We start from the raw sequence: 19897 nt of genomic DNA on the forward strand, positions 1-19897 counted from the left end.
CACCCGTTCGCCACTCGCCGCCAGGTTGCCCCGCGCTGCCGTTCGACTTGCATGTGTAAAGCATGCCGCCAGCGTTCAATCTGAGCCAGGATCAAACTCTTCAGTTCAATCTCTGTTTGTTGGCATTGCTGCCACCGCTATTGCTAGCGGGTCGCTCACTCAAAATACTGACGATTCTTCTCTTTCGAGAAGGTTCGTATTTTTTGTGAACATTTGATAATTTAAGTAATCAATGACCGAAGTCATTGGCACCTTCATCAAACGCCCACACTTATCGACTGTTGATTGTTAAAGAACTTCGTGTTCTGTCTTGCCGCTTGTTCGACGAAGCGTTGTGTTCGTCAGCAGCAGAGGAACGAGATTATGCCGCCTTCCAAGAGGAGCGTCAACCCCCGCTCGCTCATCCTTACAACAACCATTCGATCGGCAGCCAGGAGAGCACACGCACCGTCGCCCTCTTCCACCAGCTCGTGCCCGGTTCCTCTTCATACACGAGCACCTTCTCGTGCTGACGCTCGACCCAGATCATCTTCCCACTCTTGTCCAGGCGGACTTCGTAGGCGCGCTGGGGCATGTTCTGGTCCAGCGTCTCGCTGAGCCGCCGCGCCAATGCGGGGCTGTCGATCACCAGCCCCATCTCCGTATTCAAGTGGAAGGAGCGCTGGTCGACGTTGAACGATCCCACGAAGATGCGTTCGCCATCGACCGCGAAGGTCTTCGCATGCAAGCTGGCGGCGGAGCTCCCGAACGCCCCCGCCCGCTTATCGCGCGGCTCCTGCACCCATTCGCGCCGCAACTCATAGAGCGAGACCCCGGCCTCCAGCAGAGGCTTGCGCCAACCGGCGTACCCGGCATGCACCGCCGCCACATCGGTCGCCTCCAGTGAATTGGTCAGGATGCGGACCGCCGCGCCCCCGCGCGCCATCGCGGCAAAGGCCTCCGCCCCGTCCTTGCCGGGCACAAAGTAAGGCGAGACCAGATCGAGACTGCGCTCGGGCTTGCCCAGCAGGGCCGTCAGCTTGTGCATGACCTGCGCGTCCTTCGCCGCCTTCCCCATCACCTTGGCCGGGTCGTCGCTCACCAGCCTCGTGCGCCCCCATTCGAAAGGCAGGGTGCCACGCACCAGCTGCTCGATGAATTCCGAGCGCCGCACCGCATCCAGATATTCTGCGGCAGCCGCCTTGTCCGGTTCGGCGGGCGCCTCCTGGCCGCGCTCGAGCAGCAGGCTCGCCGGGTAGGCCGAGGCGCTGTTCCAGTACCGGTCGAAATCGTCCGACACCGCCTTGACGACCGGGCCGATGGCCATGACGTCGAGGTCAGCAAAGGAAACGTCGCTGGCCGCGCCGAAGTACTCGTCGCCGATGTTGCGGCCGCCGACAATGGTGACCTGGTTATCGGCGGTGAACGACTTGTTGTGCATGCGCCGGTTCAGGCGCGCGAAATCGGTGAGCAGCCCCAGGACGCGCAGCCTGCGGTTGGCGGAAGGGTTGAACAGCCGTACCTCGACCGACGGATGGGCGTCCAGCCGCGCCAGCACGGCATCCAGGCCGCCGCTGTTGTTATCGTCGAGGAGCAGGCGCACCCGCACGCCGCGGTCGGCGGCGCGCCGCAGGGCGTCGAACAGCAGGGCGCCGGTGGTGTCCTGGCGCCAGATGTAATACTGGACGTCCAGCGTGCGCTGGGCGGCCCCGGCCAGCAGTGCCCGGGCCGCGAAAGCGTCGTGCCCGTCCACCAGCGGGTGGATGCCGGCCAGGCCCGGATGGCGGGCCATCTGCGCCAGGGCCGCCTGGCCGAGGACGGTGTCGTCGGTGTCCAGCTGCGCGGTGCTGGCTTGCCGCTGGCCGAGCGGCGGCAGGGAGGAGCAGCTGGCGAGCGCCAGCGCGCCCGCCAGGGTCGTCATCGGCAGCAGCAGGAGCAGCTTCCGACGCGACCGCAGCATTTACATGCCTTCGAAATTCGGCTTGCGCTTCTCGAGGAAGGCCTTCATGCCTTCCTGCTGCGCCGGGGTGCCGAAACCGGCGTGGAAGTAACGGCGTTCATAACGCACGCCTTCGTTCAGCGGCATCTGGTAGGCTTGGTTGACGCAATCCTTGATCTGCATGGCGACCGACACCGGCATCTCGGCGATGCTCTGGGCGACCTTGAGCGACTCTTCCATCACGCTGTCGGCCGGGTAAACGCGCGACACCAGGCCGGTGCGCTCGGCTTCCGCCGCGTCGATCATGCGGGTGGTCAGCAGCATGTCCATGGCCTTAGCCTTGGAGATCGCGCGCGGCAGGCGCTGGGTGCCGCCGGCGCCGGGGGTGACGCCGACCTTGATCTCGGGCTGGCCGAACTTGGCGTTGTCGGCCGCGATCAGGAAGTCGCACATCATGGCCAGCTCGCAGCCGCCGCCCAGGCAGTAGCCCGACACCACGCCGATGACCGGCTTGCGGATGTCGAGGATGTGCTCCCAATTGCGGCCGATGTAGTCGTTACCGTAGGTTTCGCGGTAGTCGTAATCGACCATCGCCGCGATGTCGGCGCCCGCCGCAAACGCCTTGTCGCTGCCCGTCAGGACGATGACGTTGGTGCCCGGATCCTTGTCGAAGTGGCGGAGCGCGTCGCCCAGCTCGTTCATCATGTTGTCGTTCAGGGCGTTCATCGCCTTCGGACGGTTCAGGCGGACGACCGCAACTTTTCCGTGCTGCTCGATCAGCAGGTCTGCGTATTGCATAAAACACCCCTTTGGTGAAATGACACGTAATCCCGGATTGTAGCGCGACTGTTATGATGTCAGGCTTGCACCATCAATAAAGATCCATGGGGTTCCTGAGCCTGCGCCGGCTGCGCAACGATCCGCTTTTGCAGGACGACGACTTCCGCCGTTTCTGGGTGAGTTGCACGCTCAACCAGTTCGGCGGCCAGATCACGGCCCTGGCCCTGCCCCTGTGCGCGGTCCTGCTGCTGCACGCCACCCCGGCGCAAATGGGCATGCTGGCCGCCCTGCAATCCCTCCCCTTCGCCATCTTCGGTCTGCCGGCCGGGGTGCTGCTGGACCGCTGCCGCCGCCTGCCCATCCTGCGCCTGTCGCAGTTCGTGCAGGGCATGGTGCTGGCCTCGGTGCCGCTGGCCTACTGGCTCGGGTGGCTGAGCATGGGCTGGATCTACTTCGTCGGCTTCGTGATCGGCACCGGCATCGTGGTCGGCGGCAGCGCGGAGCAGGTCTACACCACCTTCCTGGTGGGCCGCGAGCGCCTGATCGACGCCCAGACCCGGCTGACCGCGGTCGAATCGGCGGCCAAGCTGGTCGGCCCCGGCCTGGCCGGGGTGCTGGTGCAGCTGCTCACCGCGCCCTTCGCGATCGCCGCGGAAGCCGCGACCTTCCTGTTCTCGGTGCTGAACCTGGGCCGCATCCGCGCCGTGGAACCGCAGCCCGCGCCGCCCAAGGCCCATCCGCTGCGCGAGATGGTCGACGGCCTGAAGTTCGTCTGGCGCCATCCGCTGCTGCGCCAGCTCGCCTGGGCGGCCGGCGTCTGGCACCTGCTCTATTACGGCTACACCGCGTTGCAGGTGCTGTACGCCACCCGCGTGCTGGGCATGCCGCCGGGGGTGCTGGGCGTGGCCCAGATGCTGGGCGGGGTCGGCATCCTGGTCGCGACCATGAGCATGAAGCGGATGACGGCGCGCCTGGGCACCGGCAACGTGATCGTGCTGGGCGCGGCGCTGACGGCCGTCACCTTCGCCCTGCTGCCCCTGCTGCCGCGCGACTGGCTGGGCATGCCGCTGCTGACCGCCGTCAGCTACGGGCTGCTGGTGTTCCTGTTCGACGTGGGCGCGATGTACTTCTTCATCCCCTACATCACCCTGCGCCAGCGCGTGACGCCGGACGAGTTTTTGGGCCGCATGGTGTCGACCATGCGCTTCCTGACGGTGGCGACCGCGCCGCTGGGCGCCCTGGCCGCCGGCGCGGTGGCCGAGGCCTACAGCGTGCGCATCTCGCTGGGCGGGATCGGCATCGGCGCGATCGCCCTGACCGTCTGGATGGTGGCCTACACGACCCTGCGCCAGGCGCGCGACTGAGCAGGCGTCACTGAGCCGGGCGCGGCACCAGCACCCACAACTGGCCCGGCTGCTTCATCAGGCCGGCGTTGTCCACGGCCTCCGGCCCGAAGCCGTAGAAGAAATCGGCCCGCACCGCGCCGCGGATCGCGCCGCCGGTATCCTGCGCCATCACCAGGCGCTGAAGCGGCGCGCCATCCTTCGGGAAGGTGGTCGAGATCCAGATCGGCGCGCCCAGCGGCAGGATGGAGCGGTCGGTGGCCACCGAGCGGCCCGGCGTCAGCGGCACGTTGAGCGAGCCGCGCGGACCGACGTTGGGGTCGCTCACCTTCTCTTCGCGGAAGAAGATATAGCTCGGGTTGACGTTGAAGAGCTCCTGGCGGCGCGCCGGGTTGGCCGCGATCCAGGCGCGGATCGACTGGGCCGACACCTGGTCGGGGGTCATGATGCCCTGCTCCACGAACCAGCGGCCGATGGCCTTGTAGGGGTGGCCGTTCTGGTCGCCGTAGGCGACGCGCACCGTCTCGCCGCTGTCGAGCTGCACCCGCCCCGAACCCTGCACTTCGAGGAAGAAGGCCTCGACCGGGTCGTTCACCCACAGCAGTTCCTTGCCCCTGAGCGGCGCGCGCTCGATCTCGGCGCGGCTGCTGTAGGGGATCACGGTCTTGCCCTGCAGGCGTCCGCGCAGGCGCCGCCCCTTGAGGTCGGGATACACGCTGCCCAGGTCAATGGTGAGCAGGTCGTCCGGCACGCGGTAGAGCGGGGTCTGGTACTCGCCGCCGCGCTTGCGGGAGCCGTAGAGCATGGCTTCGTAGTAGCCGGTGATCAGGCCGGTATCCTTGCCGTCCGGGTTGCGCACCTGGTGAGGGACGAAGTGGGCCTCGAAATAGCTGCGGATGGCGGCGCCGTCGTTGGCGTCCACCGTGCGCGCGACCGCGCAGGGCGTGGCCCACTCGGCGCGCGCGGCCAGCACGCGGCAGGACTGCATGAAGGCCGGCCAGGCCTGGCGCAGGTCGTCCTGCTGCCAGTTCGGCAGCGCCTCGAAACCCACCGGCGTCAGCGGCGGCGCGGGTGGCGGCGGTGGGGGCGGGGTCTCCGGCTGGGCCGGCGGCACCACGACCGGGCCCAGCGGCGGCGGCAGCTTGATGTCCGGCTGCCCCGGCGGCGCCACAGGGGCAGCCGGGGCCGGCGGCGCAGGCTGGGATGGCTGGGCCGGCGGCTGCGGCGTGGTGGAACAGGCGCTCAGGAAGGCGACGAGCGCGAGGGAAGCGGGTACACTGCGGCGTGTCGAAAGCATAAGGACCGATATGTGGATCTTGATGGTGGAAGCCGGGGTGGCGCTGTTCCTGCTCGTGTTTATCGTCTGGTGGACGATGTTCGCCGGCCGCAAGGATAACGGCCGCGACCGGAACGTCCAGCCCCCGGCGCGCGAGGACAAGGACGAAAGCTGATCAGTGCAGGCTGTGCGGCATCGACAGCAGGAATTCGGTGATCGGGACCTCGAACCGGTGACCGTCCTCGGCCACGCAGAAGTATTCGCCGCCCATGGTGCCCTGGGGCGTGGCGATCTGGGTGCCGCTCGTGTATTCGAACTGCTCGCCCGGCTGCAGCAGCGGCTGGTGGCCGACCACGCCCAGCCCCCGCACTTCCTGTACATGGTTGTTGGCATCGGTGATCACCCAGTGGCGCGAGATGAGCTGCGCGGCGATGCTGCCGGTGTTCTTGATCGTGATCGTGTACGTAAACACGAAGTTGTTCCGGTCCGGGTTGGACTGCTCCGCCAGGTACTGGGTCCGGACGGCGACAGTGAAATCGTAAGCGGGCATCGGCTTTCCTTGCTTGATCTGCATGAATGAACCCGACTGGACGGCGCCGCCGGGAACGCGCTGTGTGGCGCAAACGACAATCATACAAGCTGGCGCGGCTTTCCGTCGCCCGCGCGCTGCGGCCGGCAGGCTAGCGGGCTAAAATAGCGGATTCATTTCAACCGCACCACCGCCATGACCACTTACCGCATCGCTCCCAGCATCCTGTCCGCCGACTTCGCCCGCCTGGGCGAGGAAGTCCGCAATGTCGTCGCCGCCGGCGCCGACATCATCCACTTCGACGTGATGGACAACCATTATGTTCCGAACCTGACCATCGGCCCGCTGGTTTGCCAGGCGATCCGTCCGCACGTGGACGTGCCGATCGACGTGCACCTGATGGTCAAGCCGGTGGACCGCATCATTCCCGACTTCGCCAAGGCCGGCGCCAACATCATCACCTTCCACCCGGAAGCGTCCGAGCACATCGACCGTACCCTGCAGCTGATCCGCGACCATGGCTGCAAGGCCGGCCTGGTGTTCAACCCGGCGACCCCGATGCACTACCTGGAACACGTCATGGACAAGATCGACATGATCCTGATCATGTCCGTGAACCCGGGCTTCGGTGGCCAGTCCTTCATTCCGGAAGCGCTCAAGAAGATCGCGATCGCGCGCCGCATGATCGACGAGTCGGGCCGCGACATCATGCTCGAGGTCGACGGCGGCATCAAGGCCGACAACATCGCCGCCGCGGCTGCCGCCGGCGCCGACACCTTCGTGGCCGGCTCGGCGATCTTCGGCAAGCCGGACTACAAGGCCGTGATCGACGCCATGCGCGCCGAGCTGGCCAAGGTCGGTCAATAATGCGCCCGGGCGCAGCGGCGATCAGGGCCGCCATCATCGACCTGGACGGCACCATGCTCGACACGGTGCCGGACTTCGAAGCGGCCCTGAACGGCATGCGCCACGAGTTCGGCCTGGGTCCCATCACCCAGGCCACCATCAAGCCCATGGTCGGCAAGGGATCCGAGAAGCTGGTGCGCGACGCCCTGCTGCTGGACTGGGACGCCGAGCGCGTCGACAGCCTGCACGCCGAGGCGCTGGCCGCCTACCAGCGCCACTACCTGGCCATCAACGGCGACCGCAGCACCCTGTTCGAGGGCGTGACCGAAGGCCTGGAGGCGATGCGCGCCCAGGGCCTGCGCCTGGTCTGCGTCACCAACAAGCCGCTCGCCTTCACCCTGCCGCTGCTGGACCAGAAAGGCCTGGCGCCGTATTTCGAGCAGGTGTTCGGCGGCGACTCCTTCGAGAAAAAGAAACCGGACCCGATGCCGATGCGGGGCGCTTGCGCCGCGCTCGACCTGCCGCCCTCGCAGGTGGTGGCGATCGGCGACTCGTCCAACGACGCCGAGAGCGCCCGCGCCGCCGGCTGCTTCGTGCTCACCGTGCCATATGGTTATAACCACGGACGGCCTATACAAGAAATTAAATCTGATGGTATAGTGAGCTCGCTACTGGATGCGGCGAAGCTGATCGCTGCCCACAACCGCACTGCTCACTAACTTATCTATACATGTTTTTCACCAAAAAACACACTGTCAACCAGACCGGCGCCCTTGAGGCCTGGCTGTGGCGACGCTGGCAATCCTGGGCTAACTAACCCGTAACGATTGCTGCCGGTCGCGCTCGTCCTCCGGCAGGTTTTTTGATGTGAACCACCGCCCACTCCCTCCACGGGCGGTCTGGAGAAAAGCATGACCGAACTCGAATTCAAATCGCTGGCCAACCAGGGCTACAACCGCATTCCGCTCATCGCCGAAGCCTTCGCCGACCTGGAAACCCCGCTCACGCTCTACCTCAAGCTGGCCCAGTCCCAGCACACCGGGAAGAACACCTTCCTGCTGGAGTCGGTCGTGGGCGGCGAGCGCTTCGGGCGCTACTCCTTCATCGGCCTGCCGGCCCACACCCTGGTGCGCAACAGCGGCAATCTCACCGAGGTCGTCAAGCACGGCGAGGTGATCGAGACCTTCGAGGGCAACCCGCTCGAATTCATCGAGGCCTACCAGAAGCGTTTCCGGGTCGCCCTGCGCCCGGGCCTGCCGCGCTTCTGCGGCGGCCTCGCCGGCTACTTCGGCTACGACACGGTGCGCCACATCGAGCACAAGCTGGCCCACAGCTGCCCGCGCGACGAGCTCGGCCTGCCGGACATCCAGCTCATGCTGACCGAGGAACTGGCGGTCATCGACAACCTGTCGGGCAAGCTCTACCTGATCGTGTACGCCGATCCGGCGCAGCCGGAAGCCTATGCCAGGACACGCCAGCGCCTGAAGGACCTGCGCATGATGCTGCGCCGTAGCGTGGACGCGCCGGTGACCTCGAGCTCGGTGCGTACCGAGGCGGTGCGCGAGTTCAGCAAGGAAGACTACCTGGCGGCGGTGGACCGGGCCCACGAATACGTGATGGCGGGCGACCTGATGCAGGTGCAGATCGGCCAGCGCATCCGCAAGCCTTACGTCGATTCGCCGCTGTCGCTGTACCGCTCGCTGCGTTCGCTGAATCCCTCGCCCTACATGTACTACTACAACTTCGGCGACATGCAGATCGTCGGCGCCTCGCCGGAGATTTTGGTGCGCAACGAAGCCCTGCCCGACGGCGGCAAGAAGGTCACCCTGCGCCCGATCGCCGGCACCCGTCCGCGCGGCGCGACGCCCGAGCGCGACCTCGAACTGGCCCAGGAACTGCTGGCCGATCCGAAGGAAATCGCCGAGCACGTGATGCTGATCGACCTGGCGCGCAACGACATCGGCCGCATCGCCCAAACCGGCAGCGTCAAGGTGACCGACCGCATGGTGATCGAGAAGTATTCGCACGTGCAGCACATCGTGTCCAACGTCGAAGGACGGCTCAAGGACGGCATGTCGAACCTCGACGTGCTGCGCGCCACCTTCCCGGCCGGCACCCTGACCGGCGCGCCCAAGGTGCGCGCCATGGAAGTGATCGACGAGCTCGAGCCGGTCAAGCGCGGCATCTACGGCGGCGCCTGCGGCTACCTGTCCTTCGGCGGCGAGATGGACGTCGCGATCGCGATCCGCACCGGCGTGATCAAGGACGGCAACCTGTACGTGCAGGCCGCGGCCGGCATCGTGGCCGACTCCATTCCCGAGATGGAATGGCAGGAAACCGAGAACAAGGCGCGCGCCGTGCTGCGCGCGGCCGAACAGGTGCAAGACGGCCTGGATGGGGAGTTCTGACATGCTTCTGATGATCGACAATTACGATTCCTTCACCTACAACATCGTGCAGTATTTCGGCGAGCTGGGCGAAGACGTGCGCACCGTGCGCAACGACGAGATCACGCTGGAAGAGATCGCGGCGCTCAATCCTGAGCGGATCTGCATTTCGCCGGGGCCGAAGGCGCCCAAGGATGCTGGCATTTCGCTGGACGTGCTGCGCGAATTCAAGGGCAAGCTGCCGATCCTGGGCGTGTGCCTGGGACACCAGGCGATCGGCGAGGCCTTCGGGGGCAAGGTGATCCGGGCCAAGCAGGTCATGCACGGCAAGACCTCGCTGATCGCGCATACGGGCGAAGGCGTGTTCAAGGATCTGCCGACGCCGTTCACCGTGATCCGCTATCACTCGCTGGCGATCGAACGGGCCTCGCTGCCGGACTGCCTGGAGGTGACGGCGTGGACGGACGATGGCGAGATCATGGGCGTGCGGCACAAGGACTACGACATCGAGGGGGTGCAGTTTCACCCTGAATCGATTTTGTCGGAGCATGGGCATACGCTGCTCAAGAATTTTCTCGCGCGGTAAGCGCGTGGCCGTGCGCGCCGGCGTGCCGGCACGCGCATCTTCGCAACATACCTGCTCGCGCGCATGTGGCCCGCGGCCCAGGAACGTCATCCCGGCGCAGGCCGGGATCCAAGTGTGCTTGCACGGCCACCAGCGTGTGAGCCTGGTGGTACGCGACGAACTTGGATTCCGGCCTTCGCCGGAAGTCATTGCCGACAGTGTCGGGAATGACGTGCCAGAGCTGCGGGTCGAGATGACGGCTGCGTCGATGCAGGCGATGCGCATATGACAAGCGACAAGCGATAAGCGACACGCGACAAGCGACAAGCAAACGTTCTCACACCTATTGGAACCGCCATGCCGATCACCCCACAAGAAGCCCTGCTGCGCTGTATCGAACACCGCGAGATCTTCCACGACGAGATGCTGCACCTGTTCCGCCAGATCATGTCGGGCGAGATGTCCCCGACCATGGTCGCGGCCCTGACCATGGGTCTGCGCGTGAAGAAGGAAACCATCGGCGAGATCACCGCCGCCGCCCAGGTCATGCGCGAGTTCTCGACCAAGGTGCCGATGGCCGACACCACCAACCTGCTCGACATCGTCGGCACCGGCGGCGACGGCGCCAACACCTTCAATATCTCGAGCGCCGCGATGTTCGTGGCCGCCGCCGCCGGCGCGCGCGTGGCCAAGCACGGCGGGCGCAGCGTGTCCTCGTCCTCCGGCAGCGCCGACGTCATCGAAGCCCTCGGCGCCCACATCGACCTGAAACCCGAGCAGATCGCCCAGTCCATCGCGCAGACCGGCATCGGCTTCATGTTCGCCCCTAACCACCACGCGGCCATGAAGTTCGCCGCCCCGGTGCGCCGTGAAATGGGCGTGCGCACCATCTTCAACATCCTCGGCCCGCTGACCAACCCGGCCGGCGCGCCCAATATCCTGATGGGCGTGTTCCACCCCGACCTGGTCGGCATCCAGGTGCGCGTGCTGCAACGCCTCGGCGCCCAGCATGCGGTGGTGGTCTGGGGCCGCGATAACATGGACGAGGTCTCGCTCGGCGCCGGCACCCTGGTCGGCGAGCTGGTCGACGGCGAGATCCGCGAATACGAGATCCATCCGGAAGACTTCGGCCTGCAGATGATCTCCAGCCGCAACCTCAAGGTGGCGGACAAGATCGAATCCAAGGCGCGCGTGCTCGAAGCCCTGCGCGGCGAACCCGGCCCGGCCCACGACATCGTGGCCCTGAACGCCGGCACCGCCCTGTACGCGGCCGGCGTGACCGCCTCGATCGAGGAAGGCCTGGCCAGGGCGCGCGCCACCATCGCTTCCGGCGCGGCGCTGGCCAAGCTCGAGCAGTTCGTGGCCGTGACCCGCCATCTGGGCGGGGTGGCCTGATGTTCGGCATCCAGGACCTCGGCGTCTTCATCGCCGCCGGCTTCATGCTCAACCTGATGCCGGGGCCGGACTCGCTCCTGATCATGACCCGCAGCGCGACCCAGGGCTGGCGCGCCGGCAGCGCCGCGGCGCTGGGCATCGGCGCCGGCACCTTCGTGCACATCTTCGCCGCCGCGCTCGGCCTGTCGGCCGTGCTCTCGACCTCGGCGACCGCCTTCACCGTGGTCAAGCTGATCGGCGCGGCCTACATCCTGTGGATGGCGGTCGGCCTGCTGCGCAGCAAGCGCCGCGAGCAGACGCCGGCGGCGGCGCCCGCGCTGCCGGCCCTGCCCTACCGGAAGATCTTCGCCCAGGGCTTCCTGACCAATGTGCTGAACCCCAAGGTGGCGCTGTTCTTCCTCGCCTTCGTGCCCCAGTTCATCGGCGCCGACGCACCGAACAAGGCGCTCGCCTTCATCGTCCTGGGCTGCATCTTCAACATCAACGGCATGCTGTACTGCCACCTGCTGGCCCTGTTCACCGCCCAGGCCAGTGCGCGCCTGAAGCTGCCGGCCGGCGCCAGCCTTTGGCTCAACCGCGCCACCGGCGGCCTGTTCGTCTGGCTCGGCGTCAAGCTGGCCCTGGCCAAGCAATCCTGAGAGTTTCCATGTCTGATATCCTGAACAAGATCCTGGCCGTGAAGGCCGACGAAGTGGCCGCCGCCAAGAAGCAGCGCGACCTGCACAGCCTGCGCCGCGAGGCCGAGAGCGACCTGGAAGCGCGCCGCGCCATCCGCGGTTTCGAGGCCGCCCTGCGCGCAAAAATCGCGGCCGGCCAGGCCGGCGTGATCGCCGAGGTGAAGAAGGCCTCTCCCTCCAAGGGGGTGCTGCGCGCCGACTTCCAGCCGGCCGCCATCGCCGACAGCTATGCCGCCCATGGCGCGGCCTGCCTGTCGGTGCTGACGGATGTACAATTCTTCCAGGGGGCTCCCGATTACCTGCGCCAGGCGCGCGCCGCCTGCACCCTTCCGGTGCTGCGCAAGGACTTCATGATCGACCTGTACCAGGTGTACGAGGCGCGCGCCATGGGCGCCGATGCGATCCTCCTGATCGTCTCGGCCCTGGACCACGGCCTGATGGCGGAACTGGAAGCCTGCGCCCTGGAGCTGGGCATGGACGTGCTGGTGGAAGTGCACGACGGCGAGGAACTGGACGCGGCGCTCAGGCTGCGCACGCCGCTGGTCGGCATCAACAACCGCAACCTGCGCACCTTCGAGGTGACGCTGGACACCACGCTCGGCCTGCTGGAGCGCATCCCGCAAGAGCGCCTGGTGGTGACCGAGTCCGGCATCCTGGCGCCGGGCGACGTGGCGCGCATGCGTGCGGCCAACGTGCACGCCTTCCTGGTCGGCGAAGCCTTCATGCGCGCCGAGAACCCGGGACGCGAGCTGGAACGACTGTTCGCCTAGACCGCGGGCGACGGCATCCGGAACTCCGGATGAGCAATGCGGTCGAAGAATCACGCCACTACGGCGTGCCCTGCGACCTTTTGTTCATCCGCCATGAAGAACATACACCGCAGCACCCTCCCCGCCTTCCTGGCCGCCGCACTGCTGGCCGCCTGCGGCAGTCCGCCGCCCACGAAGGACGATCGCACCAAGGACGTGGCCATCGAGGTCAAGACCGCCCCGACGCCCGCTCCCGTTCCGCCACCCTCGTTCACGCTCGAGGCATACAAGGCCGAGGTGGCGCGCCACATCATGCGAAGTCATCCCGATCGCGTGTACGTGGGGCGGCTGCCGCCCATGCTGCCTGCGGTGGTGGTCCTGAACATCACGGTGGACCGGGACGGCAGGGTGCAGGACGTGCAGGTGCAGCGCTCGCGCGACCGGGCGGCCTCGCACCTGGCGCTCGACACGGTGAGGCGCAGCGGTCCCCTGCCAAAGCCGGAAGGGCTGGTCGACCAGCATCCGTTCGCGGTGACCTTCTCCGAAACCTTCCTGTTCGCCGAGCCCCAGCGCTTCCAGATCCGGACGCTGGCCGAAGCGCAGTAGACGCCGGCCTGGGGCTCAGTGGTGGCTGCCGATCACCGGCCGATGGGCGGCATCCGCTTGCGCCGGCATGGCGCTCAGTGGTGGCTGCCGATTGCCGGCCGATGGGCTGCATCCGCTTGCGCCGGCATGGCGCAGCGGGCGCAGAAGCGGCGGTTGCGGATGTGGGCGCAGAGCAGCAGGATGCCGCTCAGGACGGCGCCGGCGGTTTCGGCCTGTTCCCCATAGACGGGGCTGAGGAAGAAGATGGCGGCCAGGAAGCTGGCCAGCCCCAGTACGCCCAGCGCCAGCACGGCGCGGTCGCGGTGGCGCAGGTAGCCGGGCAGCAGGGACAGCAGGACCGGGATGCTGATCGCGGCGAGCAGGCTGTTATGGAAAGTGTCGTGCTCGTGCGCCAGGCCGAGCATCGGGAAGGCGGCCATCAGGAGGGGCGTGGCGAGGCAGTGCACCAGGCAGAGGGCGGATGCCGTCATGCCGGCGTAGTCGCCGAGTCTGATCAAGCGTTTCATATGCCTCTCCGTTTGAAAAAAATCGATGCCGGCATCGATGTGCCGGCGGATCATGTGCGCTTGCATGGTTCACGCGCATTCGGGCCTGTCATGCAAGGCGTGCAGCGCCAGCAAGTTCCGGCTTACCCGGCGCGTCGGTCCCACGTGGGTGGGACCGATATGCCGAACAGGGAGTCCGGGCTTGCGGGCGCAGCGCCGCTCAGAAGATCAGCCGCAGGCCCACCGTCAGGTTGCGCCCGGTCAGCGGCGCCACTTCCTTGATGAACGAGGTGTGGCTGTAGGCCAGCTCGTTGGTCACGTTGTTCACCCGCGCATAGAACTGCGCCGGCACCCCGCCGATGCGGGTGGTGTAGTGGGTACCCAGGTTGAGCATGTTGTAGCCGGCCGTCGGCGTCTCGAAATCCGCCACCTTGTCCTGCTTGCTCACGCGGTAGAACTCCACCAGTCCATGCCAGTGGTTCCACTCGGTGTCGAGCTTGACGCCGAAGCGATGCGCCGGGATGCGCGGGAGGTTGCGGCTGCCGGGGCCATCCTCGAACTTGGCGCGGACGTAATCGCCAAACACCGTGCCCTCGAACATCGGCGAGAACTTGTGGCGCAGCTCCCCTTCCAGGCCGGTGAAGGTCGCGTCGCGCTGGGCATACTGGATCAGCTGGAAGCCTTCGTGATCGTCCAGGGTGCTGGCGTAGATGTAATCGTCGACCCGGTTGCGGAAGGCGCTCAGCGAGAAGGTGGTGTCTCCTTCAAACTTGCGCAGGGTCAGGTCGATGTTGTTCGAGGTTTCCTTTTTCAGGTCCTGGTTGCCGACCTCGTAGGTGCTGGTCGCCAGGTGCACGCCGTCCGCGTACAGCTCTTCGGCGGTCGGCAGGCGGTGGCTGCGCGACAGCGAGGCGCGCAGCGAATAGCTCGGGCTGAAGCGCCATACTGCGCCGACCGAGACCGAGGTGCCCTTGGCGTCGTTGTCGCGCAGGTCTGCGCTGTCGACGTCGATGTCCTGCCATTCGTGGCGGGCGGCCGCCTCGAAGCGCCAGTCCTGCAGCTTGTATTCCTCGGTGATGAACACCGCATGCTTCTTGGTGACGCTCGACGGCACGTAGGCCTCGTCGCCCAGCGCGGAGAAATCGCGGCGGGTGGTCTGGGCGCCGATCACGCCGCGCCAGCCGGCCAGCGGCGCATGCACCACCTCGAAGCGGGCGTCGTGGCCCTTGTTCTTGAACGAGGTCGCGACCTGGCCTTCTTCGAGCTCGTCGTGCTGGTAGTCGGTGAAGGAGGCGCGCAGGCGCACTTTCTCGACGCCGGCCACCGGGTTGCGGTATTCGCCGCGCACGTCCCAGCGCTCGCTGTCCAGCCTCACGATCGGCACTTCCTCCGCGCCGTGTTCGTGATCGTGGTCGTGCTCCTCGCCCTCCTCGCCTTCGTGCTCGTCGTGGCCGCCGCAATGCAGGTGGTCGCCGTGCGGGTGGCAGCTCTCGAATTCGTGGCCGTGGCCCGGAATGCCGTACTCGGTCTTCTCCTTGGTGTAGGACGCGCCCAGGTAGCCGCGCTCGCCGATCCAGGACAGGCCCACGGTGCCGGTCTCGGTGTTCTTGAAGCTGCCGTTGACGCGGCGGCCCTCCGACCAGCCGCTGCCGACGCGGTAGGGATCGGCGTCGCGCTTGACGCCTTCCAGGTGCACGGCGAGGTTCTTGCCGATGCCGCTGGTCAGCTCGAAGGCGCCGGTGCGCTCGTGCGCCGCCGAGTTGCCGCGCACTTCTGCGCTGCCTTCCACCGCCTTCTGCGGCATCACGGTCGGGATCTTGCGATCCAGGATGTTCACCACGCCGCCCACCGCGCCGCCGCCATAGGCCAGGGCCGAGGGGCCGCGCAGCACTTCGATGCGCTCGGCCAGCACCGGCTCGAAGGCGATCGCGTGGTCGGGGCTGATGGTCGAGGCGTCCTGCACTTCGGCGCCGTCCGACAGGATCTTCACGCGCGGGCCGTCCATGCCGCGGATAACCGGACGGCTGGCGCCGGCGCCGAAGTGGCTGGAGGTGATGCCGGGCTGGTTGGCCAGGGTCTCGCCCAGGGTCGATTCGCGGGCGCGCACCAGTTCGCCGCCGCCGAGCGAAGTCACCGGGGTGATCATGTCGTCATGCACCACGCCCAGCGCGCTGGCCGAGACCACCACGGTGGGCACGCTGTCCGGATCGCCCTGCAGGCGGCTCTGGGTTGACTGCTGGGCATGGACTGCCAGGGGGTGGCCGAAGGCCAGCATGAGCGCAAGGGTGAGCGGCGTACGCTTGCAGGTGAGGACGGGCATGGCATTTCCTTACTAATAAGAAGGACCTCCGGCTCGGCCCGTTACGGGAGGGCGGCCGGCGGTTTGGTGTATCATCCTGGTCGATGAATAATGATAAGTCATTATCATCAGGCGCTAATGATAAGCCATTATCATTAAGGATTCAAGTCCGGGATCGCCTTTTATTTTCCGATTATTGGCCCGCTCATTGGCCCGCTCATTGGCCCGATGGCCGCCTTCGGGTATGCTTCCGCCTATGCAACGTAATACACGCCAGAAAACTGCCATCCTGCATGCGATCGAGCATGCGCGCCGCCCGCTCTCCCCGCAGGAAGTGCTGGCCGAGGCCAGCCAGCAGGTGAGCCAGCTCGGCATGGCCACCGTGTACCGTAACCTGAAGTCGCTGGTGGACGACGGCGCCCTGAAGATGGTCACCCTGCCGGGCGAAGGCGCTCGCTACGAGTCGACCAGCGCGGCCGACCACCATCACCACCATTTCCAGTGCACGCAATGCCAGCGCGTGTTCGACGTGCACGCCTGCCCGGGCGACATCGACCACATGGCCCCCAAGGGCTTCAGTGTCGAGCGCCACGAACTGACCCTCTACGGCCGCTGCGCCGACTGTCTCAAGTCGTCGTGAGGCCCCCAAGAGTTTCCCCCGCCCTGATATCGTTAAGTTAACGTCTGCCCGTCGTCCTAGCAAAGGCGTGGTCGGCCAGCCGGGCCCCGAGTTTGCACACGTGGCTGCGCAGGAGAACTTGGGTTCCGGCCTGCGCCGGAACGACGGTTTTACGGCTAACTTAACGGCACTAGGGCCCCGGTCTGCTTATTTTCCCAGCACGTTCAGCACGGCCAGGCTCATGGCCTGGGCCCCGGTCTTGATCGAGGGTTCCGGCACCGGAGCGTAGAAGGGCGAATGGTTGAAGGCGATCGGCTTGCCGCCCGGGCGTTCGGCGTCCGCCACCACCTTCGGGTCGTAGACGCCGGTGAAGAAGAACATCGAGGGCACGCCCTCGTTCACGAACAGCGAGAAGTCCTCGCTGGCCGTCATGGCCGGCATGCGCACCGCCTTGTCGGCGCCGAAGGCGTCCTTGAACACCTTCTCGGTCTTGTCGACCAGCTCCTCGCTGTTGACGATGGCCGCGCCGCCGCCGATCAGCTGCACGTCCGGCGCCGGCGCGCCCGCCATCGCCGCCGCGCCGTTGGCCACGCGGCGCACGCCGTCCAGCAGCTTGGCGCGCACCTGCGGCGTGTAGGAGCGGATGGTGCCGCGCACCTGCACGCTGTCGGGAATGATGTTGCCCACCGTGCCGCCCTGGATCGCGCCGATGGTCACCACGCCGAACTCCTTGGGATCCTTCTCGCGGCTGACCACGGTCTGGACGTCGGTGACGAAGCGCGCGGCGATGGCGATCGGGTCGATGGTCTTGTCGGGCGCCGAGCCGTGGCCGCCGCGGCCCTTGAACACGATCTCGATGGCGTCCGAGTTGGACGACACCGGACCGGACTCGAAGCCCACGGTGCCATGCGCCAGCGGCCAGGAATGCAGGGCGAAGGCGTAATCGGGCTTGGGGAAGCGCTTGAACAGGCCGTCGTCCAGCATGGCCTTGGCGCCGGCCACGATCTCCTCGGCCGGCTGGCCGATGAAGACCAGGGTGCCCTTCCATTGCGACTTGAGCTCCACCAGGGTGCGCGCCGCCCCCAGCCAGCTCGCCATGTGGACGTCGTGGCCGCAGCTGTGGGTGACGAAGCTCTCGCGGCCGTCGCTCACCGCCTTGGCGCGGCTGGCGTAGGGCAGCCCGGTCTTCTCCTCCATCGGCAGCCCGTCCATGTCGGTGCGCGCCAGCACCGTCGGCCCCTTGCCGTTGCGCAGGACGGCGACCACGCCGGTCTTGCCAACCTTTTCCGTCACCTCGAAGCCGAGCGCGCGCATCTCGGCGGCCAGCTTGCCGGCGGTGCGCACTTCCTGGAAGGCGATCTCGGGATGGGCGTGCAGGTCCTTGTAGACCTTGTCCAGCCACGGGTACATGGCGTCGACCTTGGCGGCGACCTCGCGCTTGAGCGGGGCGGCCTGCTGGGCCTGGGCGGAAAGGAGGGTCAGCGCGAGGGCGACTGCGGCGGCGATGCGGGGGAGCTGGTGGGTCAACATGGCCTCTTCTGGGTACGGAACGCGATGTCCCGTACCTTACCATGCCGCGCGCCGCCTTTACACCGCGCTCGGGCGCTTGATGGTGGTGGTCTTCTTGCCCGCCACCGCCTGCGCCAGGCTGATGCCCGGCACGCGCTCGCCCTGCAGGGTGACGCTGAAGGACATCAGCTCGTCGCGCCGGAAGGCGTGCACGGTCACCTGGTCGCCCACGCGGTAGCGTCCCAGCAGGGTGTCGACATTGGACGGGTTGCCGCTCACGCGCAGGCCGTCGATCGCGATCAGGACGTCGTGCGCCGAGAGGCCGGCCTGGTGGGCCGCGCCGCCTTCGTGCACCTGGGTCAGCTTGGCGCCCAGCGGGTCGCGGCCGATGCCGGCGTCGAGCGAAGGCTTGCCGTTCTTGCGCTCGTCGGCCAGCTTCACCCCCAGCGGCGCGTACAGCTTGGCCAGCGGCAGGTCCTCGGTGCCGCGGATGTAACGCTCGAACATGGATTTCAGTTTGAGGCCGCTGACTTCGTCGAACAAGGCCTCGACCTCGGCCTCGGTCACTCCGCGGCCGCCGCCCGCGTAGAAGTCGCGGCCATAGCGCTCCCACAGGGCCAGCATCACGTCGTCCAGCGATTTCGCGCCATTGGTCTTGGCGCGGATGGTCAGGTCGAAGGCGAGCGCGATCAGCGAGCCCTTGGTGTAGTAGCTGATGATGGCGTTGGGCGAGTTCTCGTCCTGGCGGTAGTACTTGCTCCAGGCGTCGAAGCTCGACTCGGCCACGCTCTGCTTGAGGCGCCCGCTGCCGCGCAGGACGCCGCCGATGGTCTTGGCCAGCAGCTTGAAATAGGTCGATTCGCCGATGATCCCGCTGCGCACCAGCATCAGGTCGTCGTAGTAGCTGGTGAAGCCCTCGAACAGCCAGAGCAGGGGCGTGTAGTTCTCGACCTGCAGGTCGTAGGGCGCGAACACGGCCGGCTTGATGCGCTTGACGTTCCAGGTGTGGAAGTACTCATGGCTGCACAGGCCCAGGAAGCGCAGGTAGCCCTCGCCCGGCTCGGCGCCCTTGGGGCTGGCGGTGCTGGGCAGGTCGGCGCGGGCGCAGATCAGGGCGGTCGAGGCGCGGTGCTCCAGGCCGCCGTAGCCGTCGCCCACCGCCATGGTCATGAACACGTAGCGCTCCATCGGCGCCTTCTTCGTCTTCGGCTCGAAGAAGGCGATCTGGGTTTCGCAAATGGCCTTGAGGTCGGCCTGCAGGCGCGCCATGTCCAGGTTGGGCACGCGGCCGGTGATCACGATGTCGTGCTGGACGCCGTGGGCCTTGAAGCTCCCGAGCTCGAAGTCGCCCATCTCGACCGGATGGTCGATCAGCTCGTCGTAGTCGGCCGCCAGGTAGGTGCCGAAGCCGTAGCGCTTGGCGCCCAGTTCCGGCATCGCGGTCGCCACCCGCCAGCTCTTGGCAAGCGGGTCGGCCGGGCGTTGGATGTCGACCTGCTGCGGCTTGTCCTCCTGCCCCACCACGCGCAGGAACACGCTGGTGCCGTTGAAGAAGCCATGGGTCTGGTCCAGGTGGGCGGCGCGCACCGACAGGTCCCAGGCATAGACCTCATAGTGCAGGGTCAGCGGACCGGAGACCGGCGCGGCGCGCCAGGAATGCTTGTCCAGTTTGGTGAGGGCGACGGCGGCGCCGTCCGACTCGGCGCGGATGCGCACGATGTTGCGCGCGAACTCGCGGATCATGTAGCTGCCCGGGATCCAGGCCGGCAGCGCGAACTCCTGTCCCTGCGGGTCGGGGGCGGCCACCGTCACGCTCACGTTGAACAGGTGGCCAGCCAGGTCCTTGGGGACGATGGTGTACTGAATAGGAGGCTGCTTTTTCTGGGTCGGTTTCTTCATGATCGGGGGCGTCGG

At 66.8% G+C, this 19897-nt stretch carries 19 protein-coding genes and 1 rRNA gene; 11 read left to right on the forward strand and 9 right to left on the reverse strand.

From position 1 onward, the window contains the following. The 3 genes from B0920_RS20270 to B0920_RS20280 form a co-directional block, all read right to left on the reverse strand. Positions 1 to 107, reverse strand: a 16S ribosomal RNA gene (locus B0920_RS20270); the annotation flags it as partial. Between the two features lie 299 nt (positions 108 to 406). Next, entirely contained in the window at positions 407 to 1939 is a 1533-nt protein-coding gene (locus tag B0920_RS20275) for a phospholipase D family protein (RefSeq protein ID WP_229455839.1), read from the reverse strand. Continuing rightward, positions 1940 to 2716: an enoyl-CoA hydratase gene (locus tag B0920_RS20280; RefSeq protein ID WP_078034504.1), complete on the reverse strand. Its 777-nt coding sequence runs from the start codon at positions 2714 to 2716 to the stop codon at positions 1940 to 1942. Between the two features lie 86 nt (positions 2717 to 2802). Between B0920_RS20280 and B0920_RS20285 the strand changes: the two genes are divergently transcribed. Further along, on the forward strand, positions 2803 to 4062 hold the full coding sequence (locus tag B0920_RS20285; protein WP_078034505.1) for an MFS transporter: 1260 nt from the start codon (positions 2803 to 2805) through the stop codon (positions 4060 to 4062). Positions 4063 to 4069: 7 nt separating this feature from the next. Here the strand turns inward: B0920_RS20285 and B0920_RS20290 are convergent, their stop codons facing one another. Continuing rightward, a complete protein-coding gene (locus B0920_RS20290) occupies positions 4070 to 5338 on the reverse strand; it encodes a murein transglycosylase A (protein WP_078034506.1) in 1269 nt (422 codons plus the stop codon). 10 nt (positions 5339 to 5348) lie between these two features. Here B0920_RS20290 and B0920_RS26055 point away from each other — a divergent pair, with 10 nt between their 5' ends. Next, positions 5349 to 5492 (forward strand): hypothetical protein, encoded by a 144-nt coding sequence (locus tag B0920_RS26055; protein WP_179119255.1) that lies wholly within the window; start codon positions 5349 to 5351, stop codon positions 5490 to 5492. On the opposite strand, the gene apaG is transcribed toward B0920_RS26055, so the two are convergent. Beyond that, positions 5493 to 5867 (reverse strand): Co2+/Mg2+ efflux protein ApaG, encoded by a 375-nt coding sequence (apaG, locus tag B0920_RS20295; protein ID WP_078034507.1) that lies wholly within the window; start codon positions 5865 to 5867, stop codon positions 5493 to 5495. A gap of 174 nt (positions 5868 to 6041) precedes the next feature. On the opposite strand from apaG, the gene rpe reads away from it, so the two are divergent. The 8 genes from rpe (at position 6042) to B0920_RS20335 (ending at position 13071) form a co-directional block, all read left to right on the forward strand. Then, positions 6042 to 6713 (forward strand): ribulose-phosphate 3-epimerase, encoded by a 672-nt coding sequence (rpe, locus tag B0920_RS20300; RefSeq protein ID WP_078034508.1) that lies wholly within the window; start codon positions 6042 to 6044, stop codon positions 6711 to 6713. Then, entirely contained in the window at positions 6713 to 7411 is a 699-nt protein-coding gene (locus tag B0920_RS20305) for a phosphoglycolate phosphatase (RefSeq protein ID WP_078034509.1), read from the forward strand. Before rpe ends, B0920_RS20305 begins: the two co-directional genes overlap by 1 nt. Before the next feature lie 192 nt (positions 7412 to 7603). Continuing rightward, positions 7604 to 9100, forward strand: coding sequence for an anthranilate synthase component I (gene trpE, locus B0920_RS20310; RefSeq protein WP_078034510.1), 1497 nt, complete (start codon positions 7604 to 7606; stop codon positions 9098 to 9100). A 1-nt stretch (position 9101) separates the two neighbouring features. Then, complete coding sequence (locus tag B0920_RS20315) at positions 9102 to 9665, forward strand: aminodeoxychorismate/anthranilate synthase component II (protein WP_078034511.1); 564 nt, start codon at positions 9102 to 9104, stop codon at positions 9663 to 9665. A 336-nt stretch (positions 9666 to 10001) separates the two neighbouring features. After that, complete coding sequence (trpD, locus tag B0920_RS20320) at positions 10002 to 11039, forward strand: anthranilate phosphoribosyltransferase (RefSeq protein WP_078034512.1); 1038 nt, start codon at positions 10002 to 10004, stop codon at positions 11037 to 11039. Continuing rightward, positions 11039 to 11677, forward strand: coding sequence for a LysE family translocator (locus tag B0920_RS20325; protein ID WP_078034513.1), 639 nt, complete (start codon positions 11039 to 11041; stop codon positions 11675 to 11677). Before trpD ends, B0920_RS20325 begins: the two co-directional genes overlap by 1 nt. A gap of 8 nt (positions 11678 to 11685) precedes the next feature. Then, a complete protein-coding gene (trpC, locus tag B0920_RS20330) occupies positions 11686 to 12486 on the forward strand; it encodes an indole-3-glycerol phosphate synthase TrpC (protein ID WP_078034514.1) in 801 nt (266 codons plus the stop codon). 93 nt (positions 12487 to 12579) lie between these two features. Next, positions 12580 to 13071 (forward strand): TonB family protein, encoded by a 492-nt coding sequence (locus B0920_RS20335; RefSeq protein WP_143745858.1) that lies wholly within the window; start codon positions 12580 to 12582, stop codon positions 13069 to 13071. Positions 13072 to 13145: 74 nt separating this feature from the next. On the opposite strand, the gene B0920_RS20340 is transcribed toward B0920_RS20335, so the two are convergent. Further along, the gene (locus B0920_RS20340) at positions 13146 to 13577 is read right to left on the reverse strand and encodes a MerC domain-containing protein (protein ID WP_078034516.1); all 432 of its coding nucleotides are present in this window, start codon (positions 13575 to 13577) and stop codon (positions 13146 to 13148) included. A gap of 199 nt (positions 13578 to 13776) precedes the next feature. Then, the gene (locus B0920_RS20345; protein ID WP_078034517.1) at positions 13777 to 15876 is read right to left on the reverse strand and encodes a TonB-dependent receptor domain-containing protein; all 2100 of its coding nucleotides are present in this window, start codon (positions 15874 to 15876) and stop codon (positions 13777 to 13779) included. A gap of 235 nt (positions 15877 to 16111) precedes the next feature. On the opposite strand from B0920_RS20345, the gene B0920_RS20350 reads away from it, so the two are divergent. Beyond that, complete coding sequence (locus tag B0920_RS20350; protein WP_078034518.1) at positions 16112 to 16495, forward strand: Fur family transcriptional regulator; 384 nt, start codon at positions 16112 to 16114, stop codon at positions 16493 to 16495. 186 nt (positions 16496 to 16681) lie between these two features. Here the strand turns inward: B0920_RS20350 and B0920_RS20355 are convergent, their stop codons facing one another. Together B0920_RS20355 and B0920_RS20360 are read right to left on the reverse strand one after the other, a co-directional pair. Continuing rightward, the gene (locus B0920_RS20355) at positions 16682 to 18004 is read right to left on the reverse strand and encodes an amidohydrolase (protein WP_078034519.1); all 1323 of its coding nucleotides are present in this window, start codon (positions 18002 to 18004) and stop codon (positions 16682 to 16684) included. A gap of 57 nt (positions 18005 to 18061) precedes the next feature. Continuing rightward, complete coding sequence (locus B0920_RS20360) at positions 18062 to 19882, reverse strand: M61 family metallopeptidase (RefSeq protein WP_078034520.1); 1821 nt, start codon at positions 19880 to 19882, stop codon at positions 18062 to 18064. Positions 19883 to 19897: the final 15 nt, after the last annotated feature.

Origin of the sequence: Massilia sp. KIM (genome assembly GCF_002007115.1) — a bacterium.
Lineage (GTDB): Bacteria > Pseudomonadota > Gammaproteobacteria > Burkholderiales > Burkholderiaceae_D > Telluria.